Origin of the sequence: Bordetella genomosp. 1 (assembly GCF_002261335.1) — a bacterium.
Classification (GTDB): domain Bacteria; phylum Pseudomonadota; class Gammaproteobacteria; order Burkholderiales; family Burkholderiaceae_B; genus Bordetella.
This window is the reverse complement of the sequence record NZ_NEVL01000002.1, coordinates 448,469-471,533: the sequence shown is the minus strand read 5'-3', so window position 1 is coordinate 471,533 and position 23,065 is coordinate 448,469. Positions and strand designations below refer to the sequence as shown.

18 protein-coding genes are annotated in these 23,065 nt (G+C 69.5%); 14 read left to right on the top strand and 4 right to left on the bottom strand.

Features of this window, described 5'->3' with window-relative positions; all coding sequences use genetic code 11:
• Positions 1-219: 219 nt before the first annotated feature.
• The 3 genes from prpB to CEG14_RS07330 all read left to right on the top strand — a co-directional run bounded on the left by prpB (position 220) and on the right by CEG14_RS07330 (position 3,930).
• Complete coding sequence (gene prpB / locus CEG14_RS07340; protein WP_094825695.1) at positions 220-1,113, top strand: methylisocitrate lyase; 894 nt, start codon at positions 220-222, stop codon at positions 1,111-1,113.
• A gap of 81 nt (positions 1,114-1,194) precedes the next feature.
• The gene (gene prpC / locus CEG14_RS07335) at positions 1,195-2,376 is read left to right on the top strand and encodes a bifunctional 2-methylcitrate synthase/citrate synthase (RefSeq protein ID WP_094825694.1); all 1,182 of its coding nucleotides are present in this window, start codon (positions 1,195-1,197) and stop codon (positions 2,374-2,376) included.
• A gap of 102 nt (positions 2,377-2,478) precedes the next feature.
• Positions 2,479-3,930, top strand: coding sequence for a bifunctional 2-methylcitrate dehydratase/aconitate hydratase (locus tag CEG14_RS07330; protein ID WP_094825693.1), 1,452 nt, complete (start codon positions 2,479-2,481; stop codon positions 3,928-3,930).
• Between the two features lie 65 nt (positions 3,931-3,995).
• Here CEG14_RS07330 and CEG14_RS07325 read toward each other — a convergent pair whose 3' ends face one another.
• Complete coding sequence (locus CEG14_RS07325) at positions 3,996-5,447, bottom strand: Cu(+)/Ag(+) sensor histidine kinase (protein ID WP_094825692.1); 1,452 nt, start codon at positions 5,445-5,447, stop codon at positions 3,996-3,998.
• The gene (locus tag CEG14_RS07320) at positions 5,437-6,120 is read right to left on the bottom strand and encodes a copper/silver response regulator transcription factor (RefSeq protein ID WP_094825691.1); all 684 of its coding nucleotides are present in this window, start codon (positions 6,118-6,120) and stop codon (positions 5,437-5,439) included. Before CEG14_RS07320 ends, CEG14_RS07325 begins: the two co-directional genes overlap by 11 nt.
• A gap of 285 nt (positions 6,121-6,405) precedes the next feature.
• Here CEG14_RS07320 and CEG14_RS07315 point away from each other — a divergent pair, with 285 nt between their 5' ends.
• The 8 genes from CEG14_RS07315 to CEG14_RS07280 all read left to right on the top strand — a co-directional run bounded on the left by CEG14_RS07315 (position 6,406) and on the right by CEG14_RS07280 (position 16,702).
• Positions 6,406-7,791 (top strand): Cu(I)/Ag(I) efflux RND transporter outer membrane protein, encoded by a 1,386-nt coding sequence (locus CEG14_RS07315; RefSeq protein WP_094825690.1) that lies wholly within the window; start codon positions 6,406-6,408, stop codon positions 7,789-7,791.
• Positions 7,792-7,829: 38 nt separating this feature from the next.
• Positions 7,830-8,186, top strand: a complete 357-nt coding sequence (locus tag CEG14_RS07310; RefSeq protein WP_094825689.1) for a copper-binding protein — start codon at positions 7,830-7,832, stop codon at positions 8,184-8,186.
• Between the two features lie 43 nt (positions 8,187-8,229).
• Entirely contained in the window at positions 8,230-9,525 is a 1,296-nt protein-coding gene (locus CEG14_RS07305) for an efflux RND transporter periplasmic adaptor subunit (RefSeq protein ID WP_094825688.1), read from the top strand.
• 9 nt (positions 9,526-9,534) lie between these two features.
• Positions 9,535-12,693 (top strand): CusA/CzcA family heavy metal efflux RND transporter, encoded by a 3,159-nt coding sequence (locus CEG14_RS07300; RefSeq protein ID WP_094825687.1) that lies wholly within the window; start codon positions 9,535-9,537, stop codon positions 12,691-12,693.
• Positions 12,694-12,812: 119 nt separating this feature from the next.
• Positions 12,813-13,235, top strand: a complete 423-nt coding sequence (locus CEG14_RS07295) for a CopD family protein (RefSeq protein WP_094825926.1) — start codon at positions 12,813-12,815, stop codon at positions 13,233-13,235.
• 729 nt (positions 13,236-13,964) lie between these two features.
• On the top strand, positions 13,965-15,350 hold the full coding sequence (locus CEG14_RS07290) for a THUMP domain-containing class I SAM-dependent RNA methyltransferase (protein ID WP_094825925.1): 1,386 nt from the start codon (positions 13,965-13,967) through the stop codon (positions 15,348-15,350).
• 231 nt (positions 15,351-15,581) lie between these two features.
• The gene (locus CEG14_RS07285; RefSeq protein ID WP_176461404.1) at positions 15,582-15,779 is read left to right on the top strand and encodes a hypothetical protein; all 198 of its coding nucleotides are present in this window, start codon (positions 15,582-15,584) and stop codon (positions 15,777-15,779) included.
• Between the two features lie 389 nt (positions 15,780-16,168).
• Positions 16,169-16,702, top strand: a complete 534-nt coding sequence (locus CEG14_RS07280) for an RDD family protein (RefSeq protein ID WP_094825686.1) — start codon at positions 16,169-16,171, stop codon at positions 16,700-16,702.
• Here the strand turns inward: CEG14_RS07280 and CEG14_RS07275 are convergent.
• Positions 16,692-17,972: a TIGR03862 family flavoprotein gene (locus CEG14_RS07275; protein WP_094825685.1), complete on the bottom strand. Its 1,281-nt coding sequence runs from the start codon at positions 17,970-17,972 to the stop codon at positions 16,692-16,694. The genes CEG14_RS07280 and CEG14_RS07275 overlap by 11 nt on opposite strands.
• A 109-nt stretch (positions 17,973-18,081) precedes the next feature.
• Between CEG14_RS07275 and CEG14_RS07270 the strand changes: the two genes are divergently transcribed.
• The 3 genes from CEG14_RS07270 to CEG14_RS07260 all read left to right on the top strand — a co-directional run bounded on the left by CEG14_RS07270 (position 18,082) and on the right by CEG14_RS07260 (position 21,449).
• Positions 18,082-18,963 (top strand): UDP-2,3-diacylglucosamine diphosphatase, encoded by an 882-nt coding sequence (locus tag CEG14_RS07270; protein ID WP_094825684.1) that lies wholly within the window; start codon positions 18,082-18,084, stop codon positions 18,961-18,963.
• Between the two features lie 141 nt (positions 18,964-19,104).
• Positions 19,105-20,907, top strand: a complete 1,803-nt coding sequence (locus tag CEG14_RS07265; RefSeq protein ID WP_094825683.1) for an acyl-CoA synthetase — start codon at positions 19,105-19,107, stop codon at positions 20,905-20,907.
• A 20-nt stretch (positions 20,908-20,927) separates the two neighbouring features.
• Positions 20,928-21,449: a gamma carbonic anhydrase family protein gene (locus CEG14_RS07260; RefSeq protein WP_094825682.1), complete on the top strand. Its 522-nt coding sequence runs from the start codon at positions 20,928-20,930 to the stop codon at positions 21,447-21,449.
• Positions 21,450-21,465: 16 nt separating this feature from the next.
• Here CEG14_RS07260 and CEG14_RS07255 read toward each other — a convergent pair whose 3' ends face one another.
• On the bottom strand, positions 21,466-23,064 hold the full coding sequence (locus CEG14_RS07255) for an ABC transporter ATP-binding protein (protein ID WP_094825681.1): 1,599 nt from the start codon (positions 23,062-23,064) through the stop codon (positions 21,466-21,468).
• Between the last annotated feature and the right edge of the window lies 1 nt (position 23,065).

Genomic DNA, 23,065 nt, shown 5'->3' with positions numbered 1-23,065 from the left:
ACGCGGGCCTGTTTCTTGTGGGCCCCGCCCCACCCGGCACATCGGTATGTGCGCTTGGAACAATTGTCACCAAGTGGACAGATTCATGTTTCGGATCCGCGTTAAGGTCTGGCCCACGAGGCCGGCTTGCGTTCTGGTCAGGAGCCCGGCTCCGCCGTGCGCACCCCGGTCTGGCGGGCCGCCCCGTGCGCGGCGCCCCCAATAACGACGGAGACTCTCATGACCCGACCCGCATCCCCCGGCGCCCTGTTCCGCCAGGCCCTGCGCGACGAACAGCCGCTGCAGATCATCGGCGCGATCAACGCCAACCACGCCCTGCTGGCCAAGCGCGCCGGCTACCGCGCGATCTATCTTTCCGGCGGCGGCGTGGCCGCGGGCTCGCTGGGCCTGCCGGACCTCGGCATCAACACGCTCGACGACGTGCTGACCGACGTGCGCCGCATCACGGACGTCTGCGACGTGCCGCTGCTGGTCGACATCGACACCGGCTTCGGCCCCTCGGCGTTCAACATCGCCCGTACCGTCAAGAGCCTGATCAAGTTCGGCGCGGCCGCCTGCCACATCGAAGACCAGGTCGGCGCCAAGCGCTGCGGCCATCGCCCCGGCAAGGAAATCGTCAGCACCGAAGAGATGGCCGACCGCGTGAAGGCCGCCGCCGACGCGCGCACCGATTCCGATTTCTTCCTGATCGCGCGCACCGATGCGATCGCCTCGCACGGCGTTGACGCCGCCATCGAACGCGCGATCAAGTGCGCCGAGGCCGGCGCCGACGCGATCTTCGCCGAGGCCGCCTACGACCTGCCCACCTATCGCCGCTTCGTCGACGCGGTGCAGGTGCCGGTGCTCGCCAACATCACCGAATTCGGCAAGACGCCGCTGTTCACGGTCGAAGAGCTCAAGAGCGCCGGCGTGGGCATGGTGCTGTACCCGCTGTCCGCGTTCCGCGCCATGAACAAGGCCGCCGAAAACGTCTACCAGGCCATCCGCCGCGACGGCCACCAGAAAAACGTGATCGACCTGATGCAGACGCGCGACGAGCTCTACGACCGCATCGGCTACCATGACTTCGAGAACCAGCTCGATCAGCTGTTCGCCAAAGACAAGTCCAAGTAATCGCGCGCGGCCCGTCGATGCACGCGGCCGCCGCGCCTGTGATCACCTGTGTTCACCCCCATGGGAAGGAGTAGGAGAGACATGACTACCTCGAAGAAAGCGGCCGCTGCGCCCGTCGAAGAAAAAGCGGGTTTCAAGCCCAAGAAGTCGGTTGCGCTTTCCGGCGTGGTCGCCGGCAACACCGCGCTGTGCACGGTCGGCCGCACCGGCAACGACCTGCACTACCGCGGCTACGACATCCTCGACTTCGCCGACGTGGCCGAGTTCGAGGAGATCGCTCACCTGCTGGTGCACGGCAAGCTGCCCAACAAGGCCGAGCTCAAGGCCTACAAGGAAAAGCTGCGCGCGCTGCGCGGCCTGCCGGCGCAGCTGCAGAACGCGCTCGAGGCGCTGCCCGCGGCGAGCCATCCCATGGACGTGATGCGCACGGCCGTGTCGGTGCTGGGCTGCGTGCTGCCCGAGAAAGACGATCACAACACCCCGGGCGCGCGCGACATCGCCGACCGCCTGATGGCCAACCTCGGCTCGGCGCTGCTGTACTGGTATCACTACAGCCACAACGGCCGCATCATCGACGTGCAGACCGACGACGACAGCATCGGCGGCCACTTCCTGCACCTGCTGCACGGCCAGAAGCCGTCGGACGACTGGGTGCGCGCCATGCACACCTCGCTCATCCTCTACGCCGAGCATGAATACAACGCCTCGACCTTCACCTGCCGCGTGATCGCCGGCACCGGCTCCGACATGTATTCGTCGATCACCGGCGGCATCGGCGCGCTGCGCGGCCCCAAGCACGGCGGCGCCAACGAAGTCGCGTTCGAAGTGCAGAAGCGCTACGAGACGCCCGACGAGGCCGAGGCCGACATCCGCCGCCGCGTCGAGAACAAGGAAGTGATCATCGGCTTCGGCCACCCGGTCTACACCATCTCCGACCCGCGCAACAAGGTCATCAAGGAAGTCTCCAGGCGCCTGTCGAAGAAGGCCGGCAGCACCAAGATGTTCGACATCGCCGAGCGCCTCGAAACCGTGATGTGGGACATCAAGAAGATGTTCCCCAACCTCGACTGGTTCTCGGCCGTGAGCTATCACATGATGGGCGTGCCCACCGCGATGTTCACGCCGCTGTTCGTGATCGCGCGCACGGCCGGCTGGTCGGCGCACATCATCGAGCAGCGCATCGACAACAAGATCATCCGGCCGACCGCCAACTACACCGGCCCGGAAAACCAGAAGTACGTGCCGCTCGAAAAGCGCAAGTAAATCCCGAACGACGACACCGCGCCCCTCGAGGGCGCGGCGTTTTTTGCGCCCTGCGATCCGGGGCGCCGCGTCCTTGCGCCTGCCATCTCTCCAGGAGCCGCCATGTCCGCACCCATCTCCAACGTCCGGCCCGACCCCGACCAGGTCCTGGTCGACATCGCCGACTACGTCATCGACCATCCGATCCAGAGCGAGCTGGCCTACGAAACGGCCCGCCATTGCCTGATCGACACGCTGGGCTGCGGCCTGGAGGCGCTCGAATACCCGGCGTGCAAGAAGCTGCTCGGGCCGATCGTGCCCGGCACCATCGTGCCCAACGGCGCCAAGGTGCCCGGCACCCCGTTCCAGCTCGATCCCGTGCAGGCCGCCTTCAACATCGGCGCCATGATCCGCTGGCTCGACTTCAACGACACCTGGCTCGCGGCCGAATGGGGCCATCCCTCCGACAACCTGGGCGGCATCCTCGCCACCGCCGACTGGCTCTCGCGCACCGCGGTGGCCGCCGGCAAGCCGCCGCTGACCATGCGCGACGTGCTGACCGCGATGATCAAGGCGCACGAGATCCAGGGCTGCATCGCGCTCGAAAACGCGTTCAACAAGGTCGGGCTGGACCACGTGGTGCTGGTGAAGGTGGCGTCCACCGCCGTGGTGGCGCAGATGCTGGGCCTGTCGCGTGACGAGATCATCAACGCGGTCTCGCTGGCCTGGGTCGACGGCCAGAGCCTGCGCACCTACCGCCACGCGCCCAACGCCGGCAGCCGCAAGAGCTGGGCCGCGGGCGATGCGACCAGCCGCGCCGTGCGCCTCGCCCTCATCGCCCGCACCGGCGAGATGGGCTACCCCTCCGTGCTGACGGCCAAGACCTGGGGCTTCTACGACGTGCTGTTCAAGGGCCAGCCGTTCAGGTTCCAGCGCCCCTACGGCAGCTACGTGATGGAGAACGTGCTGTTCAAGATCTCGTACCCGGCCGAGTTCCACGCGCAGACGGCGGTCGAGGTGGCCATGCAGGTCCACGCGCGGCTGGCCCAGGCCGGCAAGACCGCCGCGGACATCGAGCGGATCACGATCCGCACCCACGAGGCGGCGATCCGCATCATCGACAAGCAGGGCCCGCTCAACAACCCCGCCGACCGCGATCACAGCATCCAGTACATGGTGGCGGTGCCGGTGCTGTTCGGCCGCCTCACCGCGGCCGACTACGAGGATGCGGTGGCGCGGGACCCGCGCATCGACGCGCTGCGCGCCCGCATCGTGTGCGTCGAAGACCCGGCCTACACCCGCGACTATCACGACCCCGCCAAGCGTTCGATCGCCAACGCCCTCACCGTGACGTTCAAGGACGGCACGGGCCTGGACGAGATCGCGTGCGAATACCCGATCGGCCACCGCCGCCGCCGCGCCGACGGCATTCCGCTGCTGGAGGCCAAGTTCCGCACCAACCTGGCCCGCATGCTGCCGCCGCGGCAGCAGCAACGCATCCTCGACGTGTCGCTCGACCAGGCCGTGCTGGAGCGCATGGCGGTGCACGAGTACGTGGACCTGTATGTGATCTGAGCCGCGGCTCGGAGCCGGCCGCCCGTGCCTCGGCGGCCGGCCTGGCCCGGCCGCCAGCCCAACCCTCAGGGCCGCGGCCGGGGCAGCGTGAGGGTGAAGCGGGTCGACTGCGCGTCGGACGCCACGGCCACGCTGCCGTGATGGGCCTCGACGATCGAACGCACGATGGCCAGGCCGATACCGCTGCCCTCGCCGACGTGCTGGCGCGACGGATCGACGCGATAGAAGCGGTCGAACAGCCGGGGCAGGTGCTCGGCCGCGATCGGCGTGCCGGGGTTCTCGACGGTCAGGCATACGAGGTCGGCCCGGCGCGCCAGGTGGACCGTCACCGCCATGTTGCGCGGGGTGTGGCGGACCGCGTTGGAGAGCAGGTTGCTGATCGCGCGGCGCAGCATCAGCGGATCGCCGACCACCTCGCAGGCCTCGCCCGCGAAGCGCAGCGCCACCTGCCGCTCGTCGGCCCAGGCCTCGAAGAAATCGAACACCTTCATCACCTCCTCGGCGAGGTTGAGGCGGCGGCGCTCGGGCAGCAGCAGCTGGTTGTCGGCCTGCGCCAGGAACAGCATGTCGCTCACCATGCGCGACATGCGCGAGAACTCCTCGAGATTCGAGTACAGCACGTCTTCGAGGTCCTGCGGGTTGCGCGGCTGGCTCAGCGCGATCTCGGTCTGGGTGACGAGATTGGTGATGGGCGTGCGGATCTCGTGCGCGATGTCGGCGGAGAAGTTGGACTGGCGCGAGAACACGTCTTCGATGCGCGCGAGCATGTGATTGAACGACACCGTGAGGCGCTCCAGCTCGACCGGCACGCGCGCGGGATCGAGGCGCACGTTCAGGTCGGCCGAGGTGATGCTCTCGATCCGGTCGCTCACGTCGCGGATCGAGCGGTGGCCGCGCTGCACCACGAACTGCACGACGAAGATGATCAGCACGCTGAACAGCAGCGCCACGTACACGAGATTGCGCTTGAGCGCCGCGAGGTAGTGCAGGTGGAAATCCATGGGCACGGCCATCAGCAGCCGGTAGGCGGGCCGCCCGTCGCCCGCCTCGCCGAACGCCAGCATGATCCAGCGCCAGGAGCTCGCCGCCACCTCGCGGTCGGCATGCGGCGGCGCGTGCGGGCGCGGATCGGTCCAGGAGATGAGGTCGCCGCTGCGCAGCCGCTCGGCCAGGCCCGGCACGCGCAGCACGCGCTCCAGGTCGGGCCCGCCGGGCGAACGGAAGATCGGCGTGCCGGTCGCGTCGCTGATGCAGATGGCGACCTCGCCATAGTCGTCGATGGCTCGCTGCAATATCTGCTGGCGCGGCGCGCCCGGGTATTCGGTGAGATTCAGCGCCGTTTCGATCGTGGTGCCCAGGCGCCGCAGGTCGATCTCGTCGCGCTCCTTGAAGTGCTGCCGCACCGAGTGGACCATCAGCCAGGCGAAGGCCATGAACGCCAGGATCATCGACAGGCTGATGAAGAAGGTGAGGCGCGCGGCCAGCGAGAACGGCCGGCCCGACGGCCTACGCCACATCGGGCGCTCCCAGCACGTAGCCCACGCCGCGCACGGTCTGGATGAGCTTGGGCTCGAAGTCGTTGTCGATCTTGGCGCGCAGGCGCTTGACCGCCACGTCGATGACGTTGGTGTCGCTGTCGAAGTTCATGTCCCAGACCTGCGAGGCGATCAGCGAGCGCGGCAGCACCTCGCCCTGGTGGCGCAGGAAGAACTCGAGCAGGGTGAACTCCTTGCCGGTGAGCGTGATGCGCGTGCCGTTGCGGGTGACCTTGCGGCTGCCGAGGTCGACGGTGAGATCGGCCACCTGGAAACGGCTTTCCATCATCACCGCGGCCCCGCGCCGCAGCAGCGTGCGCACCCGCGCCAGCAGCTCGGCGAAGGCAAACGGCTTGACCAGGTAATCGTCGGCGCCGAGCTCCAGCCCCTTGACCCGGTGCTCGACGGTGCCGAGCGCGGTGAGCAGCAGGATGGGCATGCCCTTGTTGGCCGCGCGCAGCATCCTGACGATGTCCCAGCCGTTCACGTCGGGCAGCAGGATGTCGATGATCAGCAGGTCGTATTCGCCGGTGATCACCAGGTGGTAGCCATTCAGTCCGTTATCGGCGAGGTCGACGACGAAGCCCGCCTCGGTGAGCCCCTTGGCCAGGTATTCACCGGTTTTCTTTTCGTCTTCGACGACCAGGATCTTCATTGCCGCTCCTCGCATCCATCGGATGCTTGCGTGATCCGATTCTAGAGATGCCGATTCGGTTGGCAAGGAATGTTCAGAAGAATGACGAAGATGTCATGAACGGGTCATCCCGGCTTCAGATGCACGGCACGCGACGGCCCTCGCGCTGTGGCCCGCCGATGCCGCGCGGCGCGGGCCGGTGACCGATCTGTCATTCGCGCGTCATGCGTCGAACAGTGGCTGCGCCGTAGAGTGCCAAGCATCGATCGCCGATCCTCGGCCTCGCACGCTTCGCCGGAAACCGCCATGCGCCCCTTCACGCTCCTGACGTTCAGCATCCTGTCCGTGCTCGCGGGCTGCGTGTCGCTGGCGCCGGCGTACGTGCGCCCGGACGCGCCGGTGCCGCGCCAGTTCTCAGTGGCGCGGCATGGCCTGGTGGCGGCGCCCGCCGACTACCGCGACAGCGGCTGGCAACACTTCTTCGCCGACCCGCAGCTCAGGGCGCTGATCGCCACGGCGCTGCGCAACAACCGCGACCTGCGTGCGGCGGTATCGAAGCTGCAGCAGGCACGCGCCCAGGTCGCCGCCAGCGCCGCGCTGCGCGAACCGCAGCTCGGCACGGCCGCCAGCGAGACCACCAGCGCGAGGCTCGCCACCAACACCACGCCGCGCCACGACTACCAGGCCGGGCTCAACCTCAGCTTCGATTTCGACGTGTTCGGCCGCCTCGCGAGCCTGACCGAGGCGGACCGCCAGCGCTATTACGCCAGCGCGGCCGCGCGCCGCGAGGTGCACATCCTGCTGGTGGCGGGCGTGGCACGCGCCTACTTCAATCGCGAACTCGCCGCCGCGCAGCTGCGGGTGGCGCGCGAGACGCTGCAGAACAGCCGCCAGGCGTATGCCGACGTGCAGCAGCGCCTGCGCCACGGCCGCGCCGACGTGCTCGCGCTCGAGCAGGCGCGCGGCATGGTCGAGGTGGCGAGCACCGACATCGCGCGGCGCGAGGGCGAGTTCGCGCGCGCCGGCGACGCGCTGCAATTGCTGCTCGGCAGCTATCCCGACCTGCCCGCGGAGGGCGCGCGCGCGGATGCCGACCTCAGCCCCGTGGCCCTGCCCGAGCCGCTGCCCTCCGACATCCTGCTGCAACGCCCCGACATCCAGCAGGCCGAGCATGCGCTGCAGGCGGCCAATGCCAGCATCGGCGCCGCGCGGGCCGCGTTCTTCCCCGCCATCACGCTCGGGGGCGGGCTCTCGGCGCGCAGCCCGGATCTCGCCACCCTGTTCGATGCCGCGAGCGGCATGTGGAGTTTCGTGCCCAGGATCGAACTGCCCATCTTCACGGGCGGCAGGCTGCAGGCCAATCTCGACATCGCGCAACTGCGCCGCGACGAGGCGGTGGCCAATTACGAAAAGAAGATCCAGACCGCGTTTCGCGAGGTGGCCGACGCGCTGGCGCTGCGGCCGGCCATCGCCGGCCAGGCCACGGCGCAGCGGCGCTATCTGGCTGCCCTCGAGATCACCCGCAGCCGGGCCTGGGCCCTGTATCGCCAGGGCGCCGCCAGCTATCTCGATGTGTTGAGCGCCGAGCGGGCCCTGTTCGCCACCCGCCAGAACCTGCTTGCCCTGAACTACGCGCGCCAGGCCAACGAGGTCGACCTGTACGCGGCCCTGGGCGGCGGCTGGGCCGACTGAACGCCCACCGGTTCCCCACCCCCCCCTGGAGATCGCTCATGAATCCCTTCCTCACCGTGGCGGCCGCCACCCTGCTTGCCGCGTCGATCGCGCCCGCCCATGCGGCTTCCCCCGCGTCGGGCCAGACCATGAACACAGACATGAAGGCCGCCGCGACGGCCCCGCCGGCGCAGGCCGTCAGCGCCTCGGGCGAGGTCAAGGCGATCGACCCGGACACGCACAAGGTGACCATCGCGCACGGCGCCATCCCGGCGCTGAACTGGCCGGCCATGACCATGCGCTTCACCATCACGCCGCAGACCCGGCTCGGCGCCGTGAAGCCGGGCGACCAGGTCGACTTCACCTTCATCCAGCAGGGCAACCTTTCCTTGCTGCAGACCATCCACGCCAAGTGAGGCGCGCCCGCGCCCGCCCCCGCCTCTCTCGAGGGAAACGAACATGACTTCCACACGAAGCAGAAGCGCCGCGCTGGTGCTCGGCGCGATGGTCGCGGGCGGCGCGATTGCGGCGGGTCTGTACGCCTGCTTCCAACCGCCCGCCACCGCCACGGCTGCTGCGGCGGCCGATGCCGCGGCGGCCGATGCCGCGCCGGCCGGCACCGCGCCGGCCGGGCGGCGGGTGCTGTTCTGGTACGACCCGATGTTTCCCAACACGCGCTTCGACAAGCCCGGCAAGTCGCCCTTCATGGACATGGACCTGTTGCCCAGATACGCCGACGAGGACGGCGCCGAGGGCGCAGCGGCGGGCGTGCGCATCGACCCGACCCAGACGCAGAACCTCGGCCTCAGGACCGAGCCGGTGCGGCGCGGCATGCTGACCTACCGCCAGACCCTGCCCGCCAACGTCGGCTACAACGAGTACCAGTTCGTGATCGTGCAGGCGCGCTCGGCCGGCTTCATCGAGCGGGTCTATCCGCTCACCGTGGGCGACCGCATCGCGCGTGGCACGCCGCTGGCCGAGCTGACGATTCCCGAATGGGTGGAGGCGCAGAGCGAATACCTGCTGCTGCGGCGCACCGGCGGCGCGGCCGCCGACGCCCGCGGCCTGCTCGAACGCCTGCGCCTGGCGGGCATGCCGGAGGAGGATCTGCAGCGCCTGGTCGCCAGCCGCACGGTGCAGACCCGCTTCACGCTCAAGGCGCCGATCGACGGCGTGATCACCGCCTTCGACCTGCGCACCGGCATGAACGTGGCCAAGAGCAGCGTGGTCGCGCGCATCCAGGGCGTGGATCCGGTCTGGATCACGGCTGCGGTACCGGAGTCGATCGCGGGGCTGCTGCACGACGGCGCCGGGCTCGACGTGAGCGTGCCGGCCTGGCCCGGCCGCCCCTTCAAGGTCGAGCGCTGGACGCTGCTGCCCAGCATGGACGCAGCCACCCGGACGCTCCAGCTGCGCCTGCAGGTCGACAACCCGGACGAGGCGCTCAAGCCCGGCATGAACGCCTACGTCGAGGTCTCGGCGCGCAGCGCCCCCCTGTTGCTGATCCCGTCCACCGCGCTGATCGACACGGGTGCGGAGCAGCGCGTCATCACGGTCGACGCGGCCGGACATTTCGTGCCGAAGCGCGTCGAGGTGACGCAGGAGTCCGGCGGCCTGACGGCCATCGGCGCCGGGCTGGCGGAAGGCGAGAAGGTGGTGTCCAACGGCCTGTTCCTGATCGACTCGGAGGCCAACATTGCCGGCGCTCTGGAGCGCATGCGCGCCCGGCCGCCGCAGGCGGCGCCTGCGCACTGAGGAAATGCAATGATTGAATGGATCATCCGGCGCTCGGTTGCCAACCGTTTCTTCGTCATGATGGGCGCGCTGTTTCTCAGCCTCTGGGGCGCCTGGACCATCCTGCACACGCCGGTCGACGCCCTGCCCGATCTCTCCGACGTGCAGGTCATCGTCAAGACCCGCTACCCCGGCCAGGCGCCCGAGCTGGTCGAGAACCAGGTGACGTGGCCGCTCACCACCACGATGCTGTCGGTGCCGGGGGCCAAGACCGTGCGCGGCTTCTCGCAGTTCGGCAACTCGTACGTGTATGTGATCTTCGAGGACGGCACCGATGCCTACTGGGCCCGCTCGCGCGTGCTGGAGTATCTCAACCAGGTGCAGGGCCAGTTGCCGGCCGGCGTGAGCGCCGAGATGGGCCCCGACGCCACTGGCGTGGGCTGGATCTTCGAGTATGCGCTGGTCGACCGCAGCGGCAAGCACGACCTGGCGCAGCTGCGTTCGCTGCAGGACTGGTTTCTGAAGTATGAACTCAAGACCATCCCCAACGTGTCGGAAGTGGCGTCCGTGGGCGGCGTGGTCAAGGAGTACCAGATCGTGCTCGACCCGGTGAAGCTCGCGCAGTACGGTGTGCGCCTGGCCGAGGTCCGCACGGCGCTGCGCGGCGCCAACCAGGAGGCCGGCGGCGCCTCGGTGGAGCTGTCGGAGGCCGAGTACATGGTGAGCGCGGGCGGCTACCTGAAGACGCCCGAGGACTTCCGCAGGATCGTGCTCAGAAGCGGCGCCGACGGCGTGCCCGTGTACCTGGGCGACGTGGCCCGCATCGCGATCGGGCCGGAGATGCGGCGCGGCATCGCCGAGCTCGACGGCGAGGGCGAGGTGGCCGGCGGCGTGGTGATCCTGCGTTCCGACAAGAACGCCCGCGAGGTGATCGCCGCGGTCAAGGCCAAGCTCGCCTCGCTCGAGCACAGCCTGCCCGAGGGCGTGGAGGTAGTGACCACCTACGATCGCAGCGAGCTGATCGACCGCTCCGTCGCGAACTTGAGCCACAAGCTGCTGGAGGAGTTCGTCGTGGTCGCGCTGGTCTGCGCGCTGTTTCTCTGGCATGCCCGCTCCGCGCTGGTGGCGATCATCTCGCTGCCGCTGGGGCTGTGCATCGCCTTCATCGTGATGCACTTCCAGGGCCTGAACGCCAACATCATGTCGCTGGGCGGCATCGCCATCGCGGTGGGCGCCATGGTGGACGCGGCCATCGTGATGATCGAGAACGCACACAAGCGCCTGGAGGAATGGCGCCATGCGCATCCCGACCAGACGCTCGACAACGCGGCGCGCTGGGAGGTGATCACCAACGCCTCGGTGGAGGTGGGCCCGGCGCTCTTCATCAGCCTGCTCATCATCACCATGTCGTTCATTCCGATCTTCACGCTCGAGGGCCAGGAGGGCAAGCTGTTCGGTCCGCTGGCCTTCACCAAGACCTGGTCGATGGCCGGCGCCGCGCTGCTGGCGGTGGTGGCGATCCCCATCCTGATGGGGTTCTGGATCCGTGGCCGCATCCCCGACGAAAACCGCAATCCGCTCAACCGGGTCCTGATCCGCATCTACCGCCCCCTGCTGCTGCGGGTGCTGCACTGGCCCAAGGCCACGCTGCTGGTGGCGGCGCTGTCGATCCTGACCGTCGCCTGGCCGCTGGGCCGGGTCGGCGGCGAGTTCCTGCCCCAGATCAACGAGGGCGACCTGCTCTACATGCCCTCCACCCTGCCCGGCATCTCGGCCGGCCAGGCGGCCGCCATGCTGCAGATCACCGACAAGCTGATCCGCCAGATGCCGGAGGTGGCGCGCGTGTTCGGCAAGGCCGGCAAGGCGGAGAGCGCCACCGACGCCGCGCCGCTGGAAATGATCGAGACCACCATCCAGCTCAAGCCGCAGGAGCAGTGGCGGCCCGGCATGACGATGGACAAGATCATCGCGGAACTCGACCGCACCGTGCGGCTGCCGGGCCTGGCCAATCTGTGGGTGCCGCCGATCCGCAACCGCATCGACATGCTTTCGACCGGGATCAAGAGCCCCATCGGCATCAAGGTCTCCGGCACCGTGCTGGCCGAGATCGATGCCATCGCGCAGCAGATCGAGGTGGTGGCCCGCACCGTGCCCGGCGTGAGCTCGGCGCTGGCCGAACGCCTGATCGGCGGGCATTACCTCACCATCGACATCGACCGCGAGAAGGCGGCGCGCTACGGCATGTCGGTGGCCGACGTGCAGCTGTTCGTCACCTCCGCCATCGGCGGCGCGCGGGTGGGCGAGACCGTGGAGGGGGTGGAGCGCTATCCGATCAACATGCGCTATCCGCAGCATTACCGCGACAGCCCGCAGGCGCTGCGCGCGCTGCCCATCCTCACCCCGCGCAAGCAGCAGATCACGCTGGGCGACGTGGCCACCGTGCGGGTCGTGACCGGCCCGGCGATGCTCAAGACCGAGAACGCCCGCCCCACCAGCTGGATCTACATCGACGCCCGCGATCGCGACATGGTGTCCGTGGTGCACGACCTGCAGCAGGCCATCGACGAACACGTCAAGCTCACGCCCGGCACCAGCGTGGCGTTTTCCGGCCAGTACGAGCTGCTCGAGCGCGCCAACCGCAAGCTCGCCCTCATGGTGCCCATGACGCTGGTGATCATCTTCGTGCTGCTGTACGTGGCGTTCCGCCGTTTCGGCGAGGCCGCGCTCATCATCGCCAGCGTGCCGTTCGCCCTGGTGGGCGGGATCTGGTTCCTTTACTGGATGGGCTTTCACCTGTCGGCCGCCACCGGCACGGGCTTCATCGCGCTGGCCGGGGTGTCGGCGGAATTCGGCGTGGTGATGCTGATGTATCTGCGGCACGCCATCGAGAACCACCCGGCGCTGGCCCGGGGCGCGGTCAACGAGGCGGACCTCGACCAGGCGCTGTACGAGGGCGCGGTGCTGCGGGTGCGGCCCAAGGCCATGACGGTGGCCGTCATCATCGCCGGGCTGCTGCCGATCCTGTGGGGCACCGGCGCCGGGTCCGAGGTGATGAGCCGGATCGCGGCGCCCATGATCGGCGGCATGATCACCGCGCCCCTGCTGTCGCTGTTCATCATTCCGGCGGCCTACAAGCTGATGTGGCTGTTCCGGCGGCGCCGCCCGGGCGCGGCCGACACCGTCCGCTAGTCGCCCGGCGGCGGCCGCCGCTCGCGCCGGCGCTTGCGGCATGATGTCGCAGGGGCCGGATGCGCGGCCCCGCTCGCCGTACAATGGCGCGTTACAAAAAAGGGACGCGCGTCATGGCCATGCTCTGGATCAAGGCTTTCCATATCGTCTTCATCGCTTCCTGGTTCGCCGGGCTGTTCTATCTGCCGCGCATCTACGTGAACCTGGCCCAGCAATCCGACCCCGCCATCCAGTCCTGTCTGATCGGGATGGCGCGCCGGCTCTACCGATTCATGACCATCCTGGCCATCCCGGCCGTGCTGCTGGGGCTGTGGCTGTACGTGGGCTACCGCATCGGCGTGGGCCCCGGCAACGGCTGGATGCATGCGAAGCTGTTCTTCGTCATCCTCATCATCGGCTACCATCATGCTTGCGGCGTCATCCTGCGCAAGTTCGAGCAGGGCCGAAATACGCGCTCCCACAAGTTCTATCGCTGGTTCAACGAAGTCCCCGTCCTGCTGCTCGTGCTGGTGGTGGCGTTGGTCGTTGTCAAACCTTTCTGATATTCGCGCTTCATCCTCAGGCCGCCCGGCGGCCCTATCCGTATGTCTTCTGATGATCAAGACCGTCCGCGCAAGACGCTGACGGTCAAACCCAAATCGCGCGCCGACGCTCCGGCCCGCGACGATTTCTCGCGACCCAAACGCACGGGCGCGCGGGCGCGCCTGGTCGCCCAGAACGAGCGCGCGCGCGAGCAGATCGACCGCCTGCGCAACCCCGACGCGCCCAGCGCGCCCTCGCGTGAGCGCGACGACCGCGGCGGCTATCGCAACGAACGCAGCAGCCAGGACGATCGTGGCGGCTATCGCGGCGAGCGCAGCGGCCAGGGCGAGCGCGGCGGCTATCGCAACGAGCGCAGCAGCCAGGGCGACCGCGGCGGCTATCGCGGCGAGCGCAGCGGCCAGGGCGATCGTGGCCGCTATCGCAACGATCGCAGCGGCCAGGACGAGCGCGGCGGCTATCGCGGCGAGCGCAGCGGCCAGGGCGAGCGCGGCGGCTATCGCGGCGAACGCAGCGGCCAGGGCGACCGCGGCGGCTATCGCAACGACCGCAGCGGCCAGGGAGACCGTGGCGGCTATCGCGGCGAACGCAGCGGCCAGGACGATCGCGGCGGCTATCGCGGCGAGCGCAGCGGCCAGGGCGATCGCGGCGGCTATCGCAACGAGCGCAGCGGCCAGGGCGATCGCCACCCGGTCCGCACGCCGCAAGGCGGGGGCCGGGGCCTGCCGCCCATGCCCACGTCCCTGCCCGGCGAGGACGACTTCGACGTGACGCCCGGCGCGTCGTGGGACGAGGTCTTCGAAGGCGACGGCGCCTCCGCCGCGGACACGCCGGTCGACGCGCCGCGCGACTGGGACGACGTCTACGCCGGCGCAGCGGCCGAGGCCGACGCCGACACCGATGCCGCAGCGCCCGGAGCCCACGAGCCCGAAGTGCACACGCGCCGTCCGCGCGCGCCGCGCCAGGCCGAGACCTTCCGCATCTACGCGCCCTGCCCGCAGGGCCTGGAAGAGGCGCTCACCGCCGAGATGCAGGCGCTCGGCTTCGACGATGCCGAGCCCGGCCGCGCCGGCTGCGCCTTCTCCACCGACTGGGCGGGCGTGCAGCGCGCCAATCTGTACTCGCGCCTCGCGACCCGCATCCTGGTGCAGGTGGCGCAGGAAGAAATCAGCCACGAAGACGACCTGCTGGACCTCGCACGCAGCGTGCCCTGGGAACGCTGGTTCGGTCCCGAGGACACGCTGCGGGTCGACACCTCGGCCATCAAGAGCCCGGTGCAGAGCCTGCAGTACTGCAATCTGCGCGTGAAGGACGGCATCTGCGACCGCCTGCGCGAAGTCGAGGGCGCGCGCCCCAGCATCGACACCGTGCGTCCCGACGCGCGCGTGCAGCTGTTCATGCAGGGCACGATCGCCACGCTGTATCTGGACACCTCCGGCGAATCGCTGTTCAAGCGCGGCTGGCGCCTGGACAAGGGCGAAGCCCCGCTGCGCGAAAACCTCGCCGCAGGCATGCTGGCGCTGGCCGGCTGGGATCCGGCCGCCCCGCTGCTCGATCCGTTCTGCGGCAGCGGCACCATCCTGATCGAGGCGGCCTGGATCGCCCTGGGCGTGCCCCCGGGCATCTCGCGTCCGTTCGGCTTCGAACGCATGCGCGACTTCGACGCGCGCCGCTGGCGCGACTTGAAGGACGACGCGCGCTCGCGCATCCAGACCCAGCTCGAAACCCCGCTCGTGGGCTACGACCTGGATCCGCAGGCCATCGGCTTCGCCCAGGCCAACGCCGAGCGCGCCTGGCTCACCGCCGAGACCATCCGGTTCGAGGTGGGCGACGCGCGCAGCATCGAGCCGCCGGCCGAATCGGGCTGGATCGTCACCAACCCGCCCTACGGCGAACGGCTGCCCACCGAGGGCGAAGAAGCCCTGTGGCGCGACTGGTCGGCGAACCTGAAGCGCGCCTTCGGCGGCTGGCAACTGCACGCCATTTCGAGCGACATGAAGCTGCCCCAGCAGCTGCGGCTGAAGGCGCAACGCCGCACGCCGCTGTTCAACGGCGCGCTCGATTGCCGCCTGTTCAGCTTCGAGCTGACCTCCGGCAGCTACCGCGACGCGTCATAAGCACATGCCCGGAAGACGGATTTCGGTCCGTTTTCCGGGTGCTGCGTTGTAAAAGCGCCGCAACATGGTCTGCTTATCGTGGGGGCTTGCGCCACGCGGGAACTGAATTGGGGCATTATCAGCACCAGGACAGCGCCGTGTTGCACCAAAAGATTGCGCAGTGCTTGCACAAGTCTAGGGTTTACCCTAAAATCCGGGTTAACCCTAATCGTTAAGCAAAGCACACAGCCGATGGAGGCTACCGTGATCGACCTGAACAACACCACCCGCCTGACCGACGAACTCGAACGCCAGCTGATGCTGCAAGCTATGGAAGAGCAGTTCCGCCCGCACCCGATGCGTGCCCTGGGCAACGGTCTGCTGAAGCTGGCTCAAGGCCTGAAGCTGCTGGCCGGCAAGATGGGCGCCAACGTGCACTCGGCTGCCTGAGCGCCGCCAGCGTCCCGCACGACCGCGTCAGCACTGACGCACCCGCACTACCGTATCTGCAGTATCTGCAATACCGCCTTCGCCAGACCACAAACCGCGCGGCCGCGGCCCGGGCAGCACTTCCGCCCTCGAGCCGACCGACGCGCAGCAAGGCAGATGTACCGTTTTTCCCCTTGGGGGCTGCAAAGCCCCTTTTAAGACCCACCCTTACCGGTGGGTTTTTTTTTGCCCGCCCGGGGCTGCCCTGTGGCCGAGGCGCTGCGGCGCGCGCTCCCGCCCGGAGCGGAGTGCCGGGGTCGCCCCGGCCGAGAGGTTTCGCTGCCGCCCGGCCCGCAACTGCGGGCAATCCTGGCTCGCCAGCGGCGCGGTTCCATGGATAATACGGGGCCATGACCGCCGCCACCCACCTCTCAGCCACGCCCAGCCGCCTGCGCCGCTTCGCCTGCATGATGTACGAGGGCGTGCTGCTGTTCGGCGTGGTGTTTCTCGCCGACTACCTGCTCGACACCCTGACCCAGAGCCGCCACGGTCTGGCGCTGCGCGGCGTGCGGCAGGCCTGGCTGTTCGGCGTGATCGGCCTATATTTCGTGCTGTGCTGGCGCAAGCGCGGCCAGACCCTGCCCATGAAAACCTGGAACATCCAGCTGCTCGACCGCCACGGCAACGTGCCGGCGTGGCCGCGCCTGGTGCTGCGCTACGTGCTGCTGTGGCCGCTGCCGCTCGCCACCGCCGCGCTGGTGTGGTGGAGCTCGCACGCGCTGGGCTGGCCGGCCGTCTCGATGTTCGTGGTGGTGGCGCCGTTCACGATCTTCGTGCCCAGCTGGTTCGACCCCGCGGGTCAGTTCCTGCACGACCGGCTGGCGGGCACCCGGCTCGCCGAGGCGCCGCCGCGGCCGGCCAAGGCCGCGCCGGTCAGCGCCTAGCCAGGTAGTCGGCCGCGCCCTGCCCGGCCACCCGGCCGCCCGCCATGCAGGCGGTCAGCAGATAGCCGCCCGTGGGCGCCTCCCAATCCAGCATTTCCCCCGCGCAGAACACGCCCGGCGTGCCGGCGAGCATCAGCGCCTCGTCGAGCGCGGCGAGCGTCACGCCGCCCGCCGTGCTGATGGCCTCGTCGATCGGCCGCGGCGCCAGCAGGGTGAGCGGCAGGGCCTTGATGCGGGCGGCCAGGCGTTCGGGGTCGGCGTAGTCGTCGCGGCTGGCCAGCTCGCGCAGCAGCCCCGCCCGCACGCCGGTGAGCTTGAGCCGGCTCTGCAGGTGGCTGGACATCGAGCGGGATCCGCGCGGATGCGCCACCTCGGCGTACACGCGCTCCGGCGACCAGTCGGGCATCAGGTCGAGCCAGACCCGGGCCTGGCCGCGCGCCTCGATCTCGTCGCGGATGGGCGCGGACAGCGCGTAGACCAGGCTGCCCTCCACACCGTCGGCGCTGATGACGAATTCGCCGCGCCGCGACACGGCGGCACTGCCCTGGCCCGCGCTCAGCCGCACCGCCTTGACCGGATCGCCCGCGTGGCGCTCGCGCAACCAGTCGCTCCAGTTTGCAAGAAAGCCGCAGTTGGCGGGCCGCAGGGGCGCGACCGGCACGCCGTGCCGCGCCAGCGTCTCGACCCAGGCGCCATCCGATCCCAGCCGGGCCCAGCTGGCGCCGCCCAGCGCCAGCACCACGGCGTCGGCCGCCACGTCGCGCTCGCCCTCGGGCGTGGCGAAGCGCAACCGCGCCGGCGAGGCCGGCTCGTCGGGCTGCCAGCCCAGCCAGCGGTGGCGCATGTGAAAGCGCACGCCCTGGCCGCGCAGGCGCGCCAGCCAGGCGCGCAGCATCGGCGCCGCCTTCATCTCGCGCGGGAACACCCGGCCCGAGGTGCCGACGAAGGTCTCCACGCCCAGGCCGTGGGTCCAGTCGCGCAGGGCCTCGGGCGACAGCGCGCGCAGCCACCCGGCCACGCGCGGCTCGGCCGCGCCATAGCGGCCCAGGAAGGCCGGCAGGGCCTCGCTGTGGGTCAGGTTCAGGCCGCCGCGCCCCGCCAGCAGGAACTTGCGGCCCACCGACGGCATGGCGTCGTACAGATCGACCTGCACCCCGCCCGCGGCCGCCAGGGCCTCGGCCGCCATCAGCCCGGCCGGGCCGCCGCCGATGATGACGGCGCGCCGGACGGGGGCAGCGGAAACGGGGGTGGCGGGATCGGGTCGGGACATGGGGTGTGGCAAAAAGACAATGCGCCCGGATTGTCGCATGTGACCGGGCACGGGACCGTCACAACCGCGTCATCGCGGGGTCACGCGCACGTCATGCGGAACTGTTTTCATGGTCGCGCGACGAAGCCCTACGGAGACCGCCTTGACCGAGAACCAACCCACGCACTGGCGCACGCTCTGGATTTCCGACATCCACCTCGGCACGGCCGGCTGCAAGGCCGAGTTCCTGCTCGACTTCCTGGACAACAACGACTCCGACACGCTGTACCTGGTGGGCGACATCGTCGACGGCTGGCAGTTGCGCAAGCACTGGCATTGGCCGCGCGCCCACAACGACGTGATCCAGCGCATCCTGCGCAAGGCGCGCAACGGCACCCGCGTGGTGTTCGTGCCCGGCAATCACGACGAGTTCGCCCGCGAGTTCGTGGGCTTCGCGTTCGGCGACATCGAGGTGCTCGACGAGGACGTGCACGTCACGGCCAAGGGCACCCGGCTGCTGGTGCTGCACGGCGACCAGTTCGACGGCGTGATCCAGCACAGCAAGTGGCTCGCGCACCTGGGCGACACCCTCTACCAGCTGGCGCTGTGGCTGAACAACCACTACAACCGCCTGCGCCACCGCCTCGGGCTGCACTACTGGTCGCTGTCGCAATACCTCAAGCACAAGGTCAAGAACGCGGTCTCCTTCATCACCCACTTCGAGGAGGCGCTGGCCGGCGAGGCGCGCCGCCGCGGCCTGGACGGGGTGGTCTGCGGCCACATCCACAAGCCGGAGATGCGCGACGTCGACGGCGTGCTGTACTGCAACGACGGCGACTGGGTCGAGAGCCTGTCGGCCCTGGCCGAAACCCACGACGGCAATCTGCAACTCATCGACTGGGCCGAGACCCTGGCCGAGCGTGGCACGGATACCACAGGTTCGCGTGCGCGGCGCCCCCTGGCCCTCCCGGCCCTGCCGTCGGCACTGCGTCGCAAAGGTGAGCACCCGTAAATACCCTTATACGTCCCCGATAGGGACATGGGAATGTTGCAGTTCCCGGCCCTCTCGTTCATGCTTGCAGCTGGAGGGACTGCCCCATGTCCGCGGGTGCCAGACCCACCACCGCTGCCACCGAGCTCACACCAAAGGGCCATGAACGACCAATATCAGGCGCTCTACCAATCCTTCCGCTGGCTGGTTCCGACTCAATTCAACATCGCTGATGTTTGCTGCCATCGTTGGGCGGCCAGCGGCTCGGACGCCCGGCGGATCGCGATCTTCTACGAAGACGAAGCGGGCAACCGCGAAGTCTGGACCTACGCGCGCCTGGCCGAAGCGGCCAATCAACTGGCCCACGGCCTGATCAAGATGGGCGTGGAGCCCGGCGACCGGGTCGGCGTGGTGCTGGGCCAGCGGCCCGAGACGGTGGTGGCCCAGATGGCCATCTTCACCGTGGGCGCCGTGGTGCTGCCGCTCTCCGCGCTGTTCGGCCCCGAGGCGCTGGAGGCCCGGCTCGCCGATTCCCAGGCGCGGGTCGCCATCGTGGATGCGGCCTCCAGCGCCAATCTGCTGGCCGTGGCCGACCGCTGCCCGCACCTGCACCAGGTCATCGGCATCGGCTTCGCCGACGAGCGCGTGCTGCCGTGGCGCAGCCTGCTGGCGCGCCAGCCCGGTGAATTCAAACAGATTCCCACCAAGTCCTCCGATCCGGCGATCCTGCTCTACACCTCCGGCACGACCGGCGCGCCCAAGGGCGCCCTGCTGCCGCACAGCGTGCTGATCGGCAATCTGCCCGGCTTCGTCGCCTCGCAGGACTGGTTTCCGAAGCCCGGCGACGTGTTCTGGTCGCCGGCCGACTGGGCCTGGACCGGCGGCATGATGGACGCGCTGCTGCCCACGCTCTATTTCGGCCATCCCATCGTGGGCACGCGCAGCCGCTTCTCGGCCGAGCGCGCCTTCGAGCTGATGGAGCGCTACCAGGTCACCAACACCTTCCTGTTCCCGACCGCCCTCAAGATGATGATGAAGGCCGTCGCGGCGCCGCGCGAGCGCTACCGCCTGGCCCTGCGCAGCATCATGAGCGCGGGCGAGAACGTCGGCGAGACCGTGTTCGGCTGGTGCGAGCAGGCGCTGGGCATCACGCCCAACGAGATGTTCGGCCAGACCGAGATGAACTACATCGTGGGCAACAGCAACCGCCGCTGGCCCGCGCGCGCCGGCAGCATGGGCCGCCCCTACCCCGGCCACCAGGTCGCCGTGATCGACGACAACGGCGCACCGGTCGCGCCGGGCGAGATCGGCGAGGTGGCCCTCAATCGCCTCGACATCCACGGCTTTCCCGACCCGGTGCTGTTCCTGGGCTACTGGAACAACCCGCAGGCCACCGCCGACAAGTTCACGGGCGACTGGTGCCGCACGGGCGACCTGGCCCGCATCGATGCGGACGGCTACCTCTGGTACGCCGGCCGCACCGACGACGTGTTCAAGTCGTCCGGCTATCGCATCGGCCCGGGCGAGATCGAAAACTGTCTGCTCAGCCATCCGGCCGTGGCCAATGCCGCCGTCGTGCCCAAGCCCGACGCCGAACGCGGCGCCGTGGTGAAGGCCTATGTGGTGCTGACGCCCGACTTCCAGGACCGCGACACGGCCGAGGTCACGCAGGCGCTGCAGGACCACGTGCGCGACCGCCTCGCGCCCTACGAATACCCCAAGGAGATCGAGTACGTCGCCGAACTGCCCATGACCACCACGGGCAAGGTTCAGCGCGGCGTGCTGCGCCGGCGCGAAGCCGAACGGGCGCCTGTGCCGGCCCCGGCCGCACCCCGCACGGGCGCCGACACCGGCGCGGGCACCGGCGTGGGCACCGGCACCGGCTCGCAGGCCCCCGGCCGCACAGTCGATGCCGGCGCGGATGCCGCCCCCGACACCGCGCCCGGTGCGCCCCCCTCCGCCTGATTGCAGGAGCTTCACGCGTCATGCCGATTTACCAGCTCGACCAGCACGTCCCCCAGGTCGCCCCCGACGTCTACCTCGCCGACAGCGCCGACATCATCGGCCAGGTGACCCTGGAATCGGGCGTGAGCATCTGGTCCCACGTCGCCATCCGGGGCGACAACGAGCCCATCCGCGTGGGCGCGGGCTCCAACATCCAGGAAGGCAGCGTGCTGCATGTGGATGCCGGCTGTCCGATGCACATCGGCCCCAACGTGACCATCGGTCACCAGGCGATGCTGCACGGCTGCACCATCCAGGAAGGCGCGCTAGTGGGCATGCAGGCCATCGTGCTGAACAAGGCCGTGATCGGGCGCAACTGCCTGATCGGCGCCGGCGCGATCATCCCCGAAGGCCGGGTGATCCCCGACAACCACCTGGTGATCGGCATCGGCAAGATCGTGCGCGAGCTCACGCCCGACGAGATCGCCAACATGCACGCCAACACGCGCCACTACGTCGAGCGCGGCCAGCACTACCGGACCGCGCTCAAGCGCATCGGCTGAGCCGCGCCCGGGCGGCTCAGAGGTTGAACGCCGCGCCGATGAGCGCGCGGGTATAGGCGGCGCAGGGCGTCTCGAAGATGGCCGCGATGCCGCCCTCCTCGACGATCCTGCCGTCCTTCATCACGATCACATAGTCGGACATCGCCCGCACCACCGACAGGTCGTGGCTGATGAACACGTAGGCCAGGCCATGCGCCTCCTGCAGCCGGCGCAGCAGCGCGATCACCTGCCCCTGCACCGAACGGTCCAGCGCCGACGTGGGCTCGTCCAGGATCACGACCTGCGGCTTCAGGATCATGGCGCGCGCGATCGCGATGCGCTGGCGCTGTCCGCCGGAAAACTCGTGCGGGTAGCGGTTGCGGCAGGCCGGGTCCAGGTCCACCTCGGCCAGCGCCGCGCAGGCGCGGCGGTCGCGCTCGGCCCGGCCCAGCGCCGGCTCGTGCACCTGCAGCCCCTCGGTCACGATCTCGCCCACCGTGCGGCGCGGCGACAGCGAGCCATAGGGATCCTGGAACACCAGTTGCAGGCTGCGCCGCAGGGGCCGCATGCGGGCGGCGTCGAAGGTCGAGATGTCGAGCGTGCCGTAGCGGAAGGTGCCCGCGGCGGGCAGCAGGCGCAGCAGCGCGCGGCCCAGCGTGGACTTGCCCGAGCCCGACTCGCCGACGATGCCGATGGTCTGCCCGGCACGCAGGCGCACGCTCACGCCGTCGACCGCGCGAAAGTGCGAGGCGCCGCGCCAGCCCGCGCGCCGCACCCGGTAGTCCACCGTCACGTTCAGCCCCTCGAGCACCATGGGCGCGCCGGCGGGCGGCGGCCCCTTCGTGCCGGTGGGTTCGGCGGCCAGCAGCATGCGCGTGTAGTCGGCCCGCGGCCGCGTGAATATCTCGGCCGTGCTGCCCTGCTCCACGATCTCGCCCTCGCGCATCACGGCGACCCGCCCGGCATGGCGCCGCACGATGCCGAGGTCGTGCGTGATCAGCAGGATGGCCATGCCGAAGCGCCGCTGCAGCGAGGCCAGCAGCTCGAGGATCTGCGCCTGGATGGTGACGTCGAGCGCGGTGGTGGGCTCGTCGGCCACCAGGATGTCGGGCTCGCAGCCCAGCGCCATCGCGATCATGGCGCGCTGGCGCTGGCCGCCCGACAGCTCGTGCGGATAGCTGTCGATGCGGCGCCAGGGCTCGGCGATGCCGACCAGCTCGAGCAGCTCGCGCACCCGCGCGCGCGCCTGGCGCAGGCTCGTGCCGCGGTGGCGCATGATGGGCTCGGCCAGTTGCCGGCCGATCGGATAGAGCGGGTCGAGCGAGGTCATGGGCTCCTGGAAGATCATCGCGATCTTCGCGCCGCGCACCCGGTCGAGCGCGGCGCGCGGCAGCCCGATGAGCTCCTGGCCGGCGTAGCGCGCCGAGCCGCCGACGCGGCCGTTGCGGGCCAGCAGTCCCAGCATCCCCATCATCGACTGGCTCTTGCCCGAGCCCGATTCGCCCACCAGCGCCAGCGTCTCGCCGGCGGCCAGGTCGAGGTCGATGCCACGGACCGCGTCCACCCGGCCGTCGTGGGCGTCGAATTGCACGGTGAGGCCGCGCACCGCCAGCAGCGGCTCCCTGCGATGGGTCATG